The 460-nt window shown below is 73.5% G+C and carries 1 protein-coding gene; it reads right to left on the reverse strand.

Features of this window, described 5'->3' with window-relative positions; all coding sequences use genetic code 11:
- On the reverse strand, positions 1–460 hold a 460-nt coding region (locus tag VT50_RS38080), incomplete at both ends, for an acyltransferase domain-containing protein (RefSeq protein ID WP_240529513.1).

The following is a 460-nucleotide window of genomic DNA, read 5'->3' on the forward strand; positions in this document are numbered from 1 at the left end:
GTGAAGAGGAAGCCGTCCGCGTCGGGCAGCTCGACCGCGGCGCCCAGCAGCGGGTGGGTGGGCGGGATGAGCCCCACGGCGGTGACATCGCTGGCGAACGAGGTCAGGGCCTCCAGCCAGTAGCGCTCCCGCTGGAAGGCGTAGGTGGGCAGCTCGACCCGGCGGGCGTCACGTCCGGCGAAGAGCCGTTCCCAGTCCACCGGGACGCCGTGCACATGGAGCTCGGCGAGCGCCGTGGTCAGCACCCGGGTCTCGGGGCGGTCCTTGCGCAGCACCGGCACCAGGACGGGCGCCGAGGGCTCCTCGGCCGTCAGGCACTCCCGCGCCATCGCGGTGAGCACACCATCGGGGCCGACCTCGACGAACCGGGACACGCCCTGCGCTTCGAGCGCCCGTACGCCGTCCGCGAACCGCACCGCCTCCCGCACATGGCGGACCCAGTACTCCGGCGAGCACACCT

Origin of the sequence: Streptomyces antioxidans (genome assembly GCF_000968685.2) — a bacterium.
Taxonomy (GTDB): domain Bacteria; phylum Actinomycetota; class Actinomycetes; order Streptomycetales; family Streptomycetaceae; genus Streptomyces; species Streptomyces antioxidans.